This is a genomic window from Rhizobacter sp. P2_D12, assembly GCF_056404395.1.
In genome coordinates this window covers 1-9,254 of sequence record NZ_JBFUEB010000166.1, presented here as the reverse complement: position 1 = coordinate 9,254, position 9,254 = coordinate 1, and the positions used below count along the sequence as shown (strand labels likewise).

Sequence of the window (9,254 nt, the reverse complement as noted above, 5' to 3'; positions counted from 1 at the left end):
CTGCCCGAGGTGCCGTCCGCCGCCCCGGCGGCACGCACCGCGGTGCTGGGCAGCAGCTATTCGATCGACGGTGCGGTGATGCCGGTGATGCGCGGCCAGCAGCTCAGCGAGACGCGCGCCGACATGCGCCGCAACGACGCCGTGCTCGCCTTCGACAACCGCTTGCTGCGCAGCTTCGCCGGCGACACGCGCTCGTCCGACATCACCCGGCTCGACAGGAAGCTGGTGTGGACGCAGAACCTCGCGAAGAAGACGTACACCGAATGTCCGCTGGCCGGTTGTGCGCGGCCGCAGCCGCCGCAGCCCGACAAGCCGAAGCAGCCCGAGCAGCCGTCGAAGCCTTCGGAGCCGTCGTGCCCGCTGGCGTTGAAGAAGAACGAGCTGAAGGTCACGCCGACCGGCGAGCGCAAGGCGATCGGCACGCTGAACAGCGAGCGCATCCAGATCAACTGGGTGATGGAGCTGGAAGACCCGCAGGGCCGGCGCAACAGCAACCGCGTTCTGCTCGACCTGTGGACCACGCCCGAGGTCGGCACGGTGAAGGAGGTACAGGCGCTCACGCAGGCCTTCCAGGCGCGCCACGCGGCGGCGCTGTCGACGGCCGAGCATCCGTTCGRCAAGTACCTGCCGAAGGAGGTGATGGGCTCGCTGGGCGCACTGATGCGCAACATGGGCGGCGCGAACGCCAAGACCACGGCGGCCTGGGGCAACGAGCTGAAGAAGGTGCGCGGCTACCCGATGGCGATGACACTGTCGTGGACGGCCGAGGGCAATGCCTGCGGCGACGACGCGTCGGCCGCGCGCGGCAACACCACGGCACCGAGCGTCGGCAGCCTGCTGGGCGGGTTGATGGGCGGTGGCGGCGACAAGGCGGCCGGGGCCGGCGGGCCGCTGCTGGTCTACAACTACGAAGTGAAGACGCTGGAGGTCAAGCCGGTCAGCGACAGCTGGTTCATGCCGGACGCCGGCTTCCAGAAGGCGCCGTGACCTCGCTGCAATGACCGGCGACCTGTTCGACGCGATCGACGACGGGCCGCCGTCGCTGGAGACGATCGCCGACGGCGCCGTGGTGCTGCGGCGACTCGCGTTCGCGGTGGCGCCGACGCTGCTGGCCGACCTGCAGCCGGTGCTCGCCGCGTCGCCGTGGCGGCACCTGGTGACGCCGGGCGGGCAGCGCATGTCGGTGGCGATGACCAACTGCGGCGAACTCGGCTGGATGTCGGACCGGCGCGGCTACCGCTACGACGCGGTGGATCCGCTGGCCGRCATGCCGTGGCCCGCGATGCCGGGCTCGTTCCGCGAGCTGGCGCGGCACGCCGCCGCGTCGGCCGGCTTCGACGGCTTCGCGCCGGACGCCTGCCTGGTGAACTTCTACCAGCCGGGTGCGCGGCTGTCGCTGCACCAGGACCGCGACGAGCACGACCTGAGGGCGCCGATCGTCTCGGTGTCGCTCGGGCTGCCGGCGGTGTTCCTGTTCGGTGGGCTGGAAAGGCAGGCACCGGTGAAGCGGCTGCGGCTGGTGCATGGCGACGTGGCGGTGTGGGGCGGGGCCTCGCGGCTGGCGTTCCACGGGGTCGCGCCGCTGGGCGATGGCGAGCATGCGGCCACGGGGCGGTGCCGGATCAACCTGACGTTCCGCAAGGCCCGCGCTGCGTGAGCTTCAGGTGCTGGCGACGGCGATGGCCGTGCCGAGGTGCTCCGGCAGCGACGCGACGCGCAGCCGGTGGCAGGCGCCGCCATGCTCGACGACGAGTTCGCGTGGCGTGACCTGCAGCCCGGCATCGGCCTTCTCCGGTGGGATCGACAAGCCGCTGCCGATCGCCTTCAGGCACGCCTCCTTGCGCGTCCAGCCTCGCATGAAGACCAGGTCGCGCTGCTCGGCCGGGGCGGCCAGCAGCTCGTGCTGCTCCGCCTCGGTGAAGTTGCGCTCCGCCAGCGCGACGGCGTCGCGCATCGGGCGCAGCACCTCGACGTCGATGCCGATCCCGGTGCCGGCCGGTGCGTCCGGAGCGACCGCGATCACCGCGACGTCGTCGCTGTGGCTCATGTTGAAGACGCAGTTCGCCGGCGCCTGCAGGAAGGGCTTGCCGAACGGCCCCTCGCCGAACACCAGCGCGCCCGGCGCGAGGCCGGTCTGCTGCGCCAGGATCGCCCGCAGCGCGACGTGCGAGGCCAGGTGACGCCGCCGCAGGCCTTCGAATGCGAAGCGCGCGCCGCGTGCGTGCTCGTCGGCCGACAGCGTGGCCAGCGCCGCGGCGCCCGGCATCTCGTCCAGCCGCAGCCACCACACCCGCAGCCCGAGCGGTGCTGGCAGCTCGGTGTACGCCCAGGTGCTCAGAACGCCTCGTCCGGCCGCAGGTAGCGCCACTGGCCGGCCGGCAGGTCGCCCAGCATCACGCGGCCGATGCGCACGCGCTTCAGGCCCAGCACCTCCAGCCCGACCGCCTCGCACATGCGGCGGATCTGGCGCTTCTTGCCTTCGCGCAGCACGAAGCGCAGCTGGTCGTCGTTGACCCACTCCACCTGCGCCTCGCGCAGCGGCTCGCCGTCGAGCTCGAGGCCGTGGCGCAGCAGCGCCAGGTCGCCGTCGGGCAACCGGCCGCCGGCCTTCAGCTGCACCCGCACCAGGTACTCCTTCTCGACCTCGCTGTTCTCGCCGATCAGCTGCTTGGCGACGCGGCCGTCCTGCGTCAGCACCAGCAGGCCGACCGAGTCGATGTCGAGCCGCCCGGCCGGTGCCAGGCTGCGCAGGTGGGTGTGCAGGAAGCGGATGCCGGAGTTGTCGTCGTGCCACTGGTTCTGCGGCGTCACCAGCACGTAGGCCGGCTCGTAGCCGTCTTCCGCCTGGCCGCTGACGTAGCCGACCGGCTTGTTGATCAACACCGTGACGCGCTGCGCCTGCTGGTGGCGCGCCTGCGCGTCGACGGTGATGCGCTGGCCGGGCATCACGCGCGAGCCGAGTTCCTTGACGACGCGGTCGTCCACGCGCACCCAGCCCTTGGGGATCCACTCGTCGGCCTCGCGGCGCGACGCGATGCCCAGCTCGCTCATGCGCTTGGACAGGCGCAGGCTGCCCGGCTGCTCGGGGTGGACGAATGGCTCGTCGTCGTCCTCGCGTTCGAAGCGTTCGTTGCGACGCGACGGGGCAGGGCGGTTGCCGAAGGCCGTGTTGCCGGCCGGGCGCCCGAAGGCGGTGTTCGGGCCGTTGCGGGACGGGGCCGGGCCAGCGGGCTGCGCACGGCGGGCCGGCGGCAACGGATCGCGGCGCGGGCGGCCCTCGGCCTGCGGCGGGGCCTTTGATGCCGGTTTTGGCGTGAACTTCGGTGCGGGCCGAGGCGAGGGCTCGCCGCGGCGGGCGAACTCCGGCGGTGCCTGGTCGCCGAAACGCTGGCGCAGCTGTTCCTGGTAGCGCGCCTCGCGCTCGGCGCGGTCAGCCTGGGCTTGGGCCAGCGTCGGCCGCTTCTGCACACCGGCCCCGGCGCCCCGCACGGGTGCGCGCGCCGGCTTGTCCGGGGCGGAGTTGCCCGCGGTCTTCTTCAGTTTCAGCGTGGCCATGGCAGTTCCAGATCGGGAATCCCCGATTGGAACATGTGAAGCCTAGGCCGGCAGCCCGAACAGCTCGAACAAGGCCTGCCGCAGCGGCCCTTCGCCGACCGCGTGCGTGTCGTGGTGCGACCCCCCCGGCACCAGCACGAAGCGCTTGCTCGACACCGCGGCGTCGTACAGCGCCCGACCCAGCGCATGCGGGATCAGCAGGTCGCGGTCGCCATGCACCACCAGCACCGGGGCGCGCACCGTGCGGATCTTCTGCGCCGCGTCGAAGCGCTGCGTGATGAAGCGGCGCACCGCCGACCAGCCCTGGCTGAAGCTCGCGACCACGTCGGACATCGAGGTGAAGCTGCTCTCGATGATCAGCCCCGCCGCATCGTCGACCTCGGCCGCCAGGTGGATCGCGATCGCGCCACCCAGCGAATGGCCGAAGATGTAGCGCGCGCGCCCCGGCTGCTGTGCCGCGAGCCATTGCCAGGCGGCGTGGGCGTCTTCATAGGCGCTGGCCTCGGACGGCAGTTCGCTGCCGCTCTTGCCGAAACCACGGTAGTCGACCGCCAGCACCGAGAACCCCATGCGTTGCAGCCGGCGCAGCCGGTCGGCGCTGCTGGTCACCTCATGCTGGGCGCCGTGCAGGTACAGCAGCAGCGGCGCCTGCGCATCCGGGTGCGGCAGCCACAGCCCGTGCAGGCGCGCGGGAATCCCGCTCACCTTCGATTCGAAGCCGATCCAGACCTCCTGCATGTCGCTCAGCCGGCGCAGCGCGCGCGCTTGCGACCAACGGTTCTGCTTTTGCGGCCGGAAGATCCACTTGCGCTGCTGGGTGTCGATCAGCCGCTCGCCGGCGACCGCGGCAAAAGCGGTCAGTGCGGCGGCGGGCCAGGCGGCACGGGTGAGGGCATACGGGAGTTGCATGCCCTGATCTTCGGCCGAAGCGCCCTGCGCTTGAATCCCCGGCTCAGGCTCCCCGCGTTCGAGTGGGCAGGAGTGCTCGGAGTGCTCAGTGCGGCTGCGCCTCGAGCAGCTGCACCGTCTTGTTCGGCGCCATCTTCAGCCCGCTGCGCTCGCGCGCCGCCTTGGCTTCGTTGCACATCTTCATGCCGGTGTGGTGCTCCAGGATCTCGGCCACCCAGTCGACGAATACCCGCACCTTGGACGACAGGTGGCGGTTCGACGGGTACACCACGTGGAACGGGATCTCGTCCGACAGCCAGTCGCACATCAGCAGTTCCAGCACGCCGCAGCTCGGGTACTGGCGGAACATGTAGGTCGGCAACCGCCCGACGCCCAGCCCGGCCAGGCAGGCGTCGACGTAGGCGTTGGAATCGTTCAGCGTCAGCGGGCTGTCCACCGGCAGCAGGATGCGCTCGCCGTTGCGCACGAATTCCCAGTCGAACACCTGGCCCGTGCGCAGCGAGAAATAGTTCAGGCAGGTGTGCTTCTTCAGGTCCAGCGGGTGCTGCGGCCGGCCGCGGCGCGCCAGGTAGCCGGTGGTCGCGCAGGTCACCAGGTTCATCGTGCCGACGCGCCGCACCACCACCGACGGGTCCTGCACCTCGCCCACGCGCAGTGCGCAGTCGATGCCCTCGCTCAGCAGGTTCAGCGGCCGGTCGCTGCAGCCCAGCTCGAGCTCGATGTCGGGGTAGCGCTCGAAGAACGACGGCAGCAGCGGGATCAGCAGCCGGCTCGCCACCGCGGTGCTCACGTCCACCCGCAGCTTGCCGCGCGGCGACGCGGCGCTGGACGAGAACGACTCCTCGGCGTCGCGCAGGTCTTCCAGGATGCGCACGCAGCGCTCGTAATAGGCCGCGCCGTCCGCCGTCACCGACACCTTGCGTGTCGTGCGGTGCAGCAGCCGCACCTTCAGGTGGCCTTCCAGCTCGGCCACGCTGGCCGACAGCGTGGCCTTGGGCATGTTCAGCAGCTCGGCTGCGCTCGTGAATCCGCCGGTGTTGACCACGCCGACGAAAGCTTGCATGGCTTTGATGGTGTCCATTGTCTTGAATCCTGAACAGTCATTCCGCGAAACGCTACTTTATAACTGATTCGCAGACCAATACATTCGATGGTGCAACGCAGCACCGGGTATTCCCGGTGACTGTGACCTATTCCATTGGGGAGATGCGATCCGTCTCTCGTTTGTCCAGGAAAAACCATGAATCTGCGACCCACCCCCCTGATGCTGTCGACCCTGGCGCTCACGCTGGTTTCGGCGGCCCTGTTGTCCCTGGCCGGCTGCTCGCGCGGCGARGCGCAGGCGGCGCCCGCCGGTGGCCCGCCGCCGGCCCCGCCGGTCAGCGTGGCGGCCGTCGTGTCGCGCAACGTGGTCGAGCAGCAGGATTTCTCCGGCCGCATCGAGGCGGTCGAATCGGCGCAGATCCGCGCCCGCGTCCCCGGCACCATCGACTCGGTGCAGTTCAAGCCGGGCGCGCTGGTCAAGAAGGGCGACGTGCTGTTCGTGATCGATCCGCGCAGCTACCAGGCCGAGGTGGCCAAGCTGGAGGCCGCGGTCGCCAGTTCGAAGGCCAAGGCCGAACTCGGCCGCACCGAGCTCGAGCGCTCCAAGCGCCTGATGGCCGACAACGCGATCGCCCAGCGCGATTTCGATGAACGCGCGGCCAGCGCCCGCCAGCTCGAAGCCGGTGCGCAGGCCGACCAGGCCGCGCTCGCGGTGGCCCGGCTGAACCTCGACTACACCACGGTGCGTGCGCCGTTCGCCGGCCGCATCGGCAAGGCCGAGGTGACCGTCGGCAACCTGATCGACAGCAGCGTCGTGCTGACCTCGCTGGTCTCGATCAGCCCGGTCTACGTGAGCTTCGACGGCGACGAGTCCACCTTCCTGAGCATCGGCGGCGCTGCCCGCGAAGGCGGCAAGGGCGTCAAGGTGCGCACCGGGCTGACCAACGAGACCGGCTTCCCGCACGAAGGCCGCCTCGACTTCATCGACAACCGCGTCGACCCGGCCTCGGGCACGGTGCGCATGCGCGCGGTGCTGGAGAACAAGGACGGCCTGCTGATCCCCGGCCTGTTCGCGCGCGTGCAGGTCGGTGCCGACGTCGGCGCCCCGGCCGCGCTGCTGATCAACGACGCCGCGATCGGCACCGACCAGAACCGCAAGTACGTCTACGTCGTCAACGCCGAGAACAAGGCCGAGTACCGCGTCGTGCAACTGGGTCCGCTGGTCGACGGCCTGCGCGTCGCGCGTTCCGGCCTGAAGCCGGGCGAACGCATCGTCGTCAATGGCCTGCAACGCGTGCGCCCCGGTTCGCCGGTCGCGCCGGAAGTCGTCGCGATGTCCGCCGATGCGGCCGCCAGCGCTCCGGCCCGCCAATAACCGGTTCGACAGAAAGACAGACCGAGACACCCCATGCGATTCTCAAAATTCTTCGTGGACAGGCCGATCTTCGCGGCCGTGCTGTCCATCCTGCTGTTCCTTGCCGGGTTGATCGCGATCTTCCGGCTGCCGATCTCGGAATACCCCGAGGTCGTGCCGCCGTCGGTCGTCGTCAGCACGCGCTTCCCGGGTGCCAACCCGACCGTGATCGCGCAGACCGTCGCAGCCCCGCTCGAAGAGGCCATCAACGGCACCGAGAACATGCTGTACATGGCCTCGCAGGCCACCGGCGACGGCGGCATGAACCTGACGGTCACCTTCAAGGTCGGCACCAACGTCGAGCAGGCCGAGACGCAGGTGCAGAACCGCGTGCAGCGCGCCCTCGCGCGCCTGCCGGAAGAAGTGCGCCAGATCGGCGTGACCACGGTCAAGAGCTCGCCCAACATCACGATGGTGGTGCACCTGCTCTCGCCGAACTCGCGCTATGACGAGGTGTACCTGCGCAACTACGCGGTGCTCAACATCAAGGACCGCCTCGCCCGCGTCGCGGGCATGGGCCAGGTGCAGGTGTTCGGAGCCGGCGACTACTCGATGCGCGTCTGGCTCGACCCGCAGAAGATCGCCGCGCGCGGCCTGACCGCGCCCGACGTGGTGGCCGCGATCCGCGAGCAGAACGTGCAGGTGGCCGCCGGCGTGGTGGGCGCCTCGCCCGCCAAGGATGCGCCGTTCCAGCTGTCGGTCAACACCCAGGGCCGGCTGAGCACCGAGCAGGAGTTCGGCGACATCATCATCAAGACGGGCAGCGCCGCCGCCAGCGGTGGCGTGATCCGCTTGCGCGACGTGGCTCGCCTCGAGCTGGGCGCGTCCACCTACTCGCTGCGCTCGCTGCTGAACAACAAGCCGGCGGTCGCGCTCGGCCTGTTCGAGGCGCCGCAGTCGAACGCGCTGCAGATCTCGACCGACGTGCGCGCGCTGATGGAAGAGCTGAAGAAGGACTTCCCGCAGGACCTCGAATACGCCATCGTCTATGACCCGACGCAGTTCGTGCGCGACTCGATCGAGGCGGTGATCCACACGCTGCTCGAAGCCGTCGCGCTGGTGGTGCTGGTGGTGATCGTGTTCCTGCAGACCTGGCGTGCCTCGCTGATCCCGCTGCTGGCCGTGCCGGTGTCGGTGATCGGCACGATGGCGGTGCTGCTGGGCTTCGGCTTCTCGATCAACACGCTGTCGCTGTTCGGCCTGGTGCTGGCCATCGGCATCGTGGTGGACGATGCGATCGTGGTGGTCGAGAACGTCGAGCGCAACATCGCGCGCGGCCTCAACCCGCGCGACGCCACCGTGCAGGCCATGAAGGAAGTGTCCGGCCCGATCATCGCGATCGCGCTGGTGCTGTGCGCGGTGTTCGTGCCGATCGCCTTCGTGTCGGGCCTGACCGGCCAGTTCTACCGCCAGTTCGCCCTGACGATCGCGATCTCCACCGTGATCTCGGCCTTCAACTCGCTGACGCTCTCGCCGGCACTGGCCGCCGTGCTGCTCAAGCCGCATGACGCGCCGAAGGATCGGCTCACGCGTGGCATGGACTGGGCCTTCGGCGGCTTCTTCCGCGTCTTCAACCGCTTCTTCGACCGCTCGTCGCGCAGCTACACCGGCGGTGTCAAGCGCGTGCTGGCGCACAAGGGCGCGACGCTGGTCGTCTATGTGCTGCTGATCGTCGGCGCGGTGTTCATGTTCCGCGCCGTGCCGTCGGGCTTCGTTCCGGCGCAGGACAAGCAGTACCTGGTGGGCTTCGCGCAGCTGCCGGATGCGGCTTCGCTGGACCGCACCGAGAACGTGATCCGCCGCATGTCGGAGATCGCGCAATCGGTGCCGGGCGTGAAGAACTCGGTGGCCTTCCCGGGCCTGTCGATCCACGGCTTCATGAACGCGCCCAACTCGGGCATCGTGTTCTACACGCTCGACGACTTCGACAAGCGCAAGGGCGCCAACCTGTCCAGCGGCGCGATCGCGGCCGAGGTCAACAAGCGCCTGGGCGCGATCCAGGACGCCTTCATCATGGTGTTCCCGCCGCCTCCGGTGAACGGGCTGGGCACGATCGGCGGCTTCAAGCTGTACGTCGAAGACCGCGCCAACCTGGGCCCCGACGCGCTGTACCAGGCGGTGCAGGCCCTGCAGATGAAGGCCTGGCAGACGCCGCAGCTGGCGGGCGTGTTCTCGGGCTACCAGATCAACGTGCCGCAGCTGAAGGCCGACGTCGACCGCACCAAGGCCAAGCAGCTGGGCGTGCCGCTGTCGGAGATCTTCGACACGATGCAGATCAACCTCGGTTCGCTCTACATCAACGACTTCAACAAGTTCGGCCGCACCTACCAGG

Annotated in this window: 7 protein-coding genes and 1 pseudogene; 4 read left to right on the top strand and 4 right to left on the bottom strand. The window is 69.6% G+C overall.

Annotated features, from left to right (window positions below):
- Positions 1–987 (top strand): annotated as a pseudogene (locus AC1DYN_RS30265) (hypothetical protein); the annotation flags it as partial.
- 10 nt (positions 988–997) lie between these two features.
- The gene (gene alkB, locus AC1DYN_RS30260) at positions 998–1,657 is read left to right on the top strand and encodes a DNA oxidative demethylase AlkB (protein ID WP_477966109.1); all 660 of its coding nucleotides are present in this window, start codon (positions 998–1,000) and stop codon (positions 1,655–1,657) included.
- 3 nt (positions 1,658–1,660) lie between these two features.
- Here alkB and AC1DYN_RS30255 read toward each other — a convergent pair whose 3' ends face one another.
- The 4 genes from AC1DYN_RS30255 to AC1DYN_RS30240 form a co-directional block, all read right to left on the bottom strand.
- On the bottom strand, positions 1,661–2,368 hold the full coding sequence (locus AC1DYN_RS30255; RefSeq protein ID WP_477966107.1) for a 4'-phosphopantetheinyl transferase family protein: 708 nt from the start codon (positions 2,366–2,368) through the stop codon (positions 1,661–1,663).
- Complete coding sequence (locus AC1DYN_RS30250) at positions 2,335–3,555, bottom strand: pseudouridine synthase (protein ID WP_477966105.1); 1,221 nt, start codon at positions 3,553–3,555, stop codon at positions 2,335–2,337. Before AC1DYN_RS30250 ends, AC1DYN_RS30255 begins: the two co-directional genes overlap by 34 nt.
- A 42-nt stretch (positions 3,556–3,597) precedes the next feature.
- Positions 3,598–4,464, bottom strand: coding sequence for an alpha/beta hydrolase (locus tag AC1DYN_RS30245; protein ID WP_477966103.1), 867 nt, complete (start codon positions 4,462–4,464; stop codon positions 3,598–3,600).
- A gap of 85 nt (positions 4,465–4,549) precedes the next feature.
- A complete protein-coding gene (locus AC1DYN_RS30240; RefSeq protein WP_477966101.1) occupies positions 4,550–5,545 on the bottom strand; it encodes a LysR family transcriptional regulator in 996 nt (331 codons plus the stop codon).
- A 159-nt stretch (positions 5,546–5,704) separates the two neighbouring features.
- Between AC1DYN_RS30240 and AC1DYN_RS30235 the strand changes: the two genes are divergently transcribed.
- Together AC1DYN_RS30235 and AC1DYN_RS30230 are read left to right on the top strand one after the other, a co-directional pair.
- On the top strand, positions 5,705–6,883 hold the full coding sequence (locus AC1DYN_RS30235) for an efflux RND transporter periplasmic adaptor subunit (protein WP_477966099.1): 1,179 nt from the start codon (positions 5,705–5,707) through the stop codon (positions 6,881–6,883).
- A 33-nt stretch (positions 6,884–6,916) separates the two neighbouring features.
- Positions 6,917–9,254 (top strand): efflux RND transporter permease subunit (locus tag AC1DYN_RS30230; RefSeq protein WP_477966097.1); only part of this gene is annotated, 2,338 nt, incomplete at its 3' end.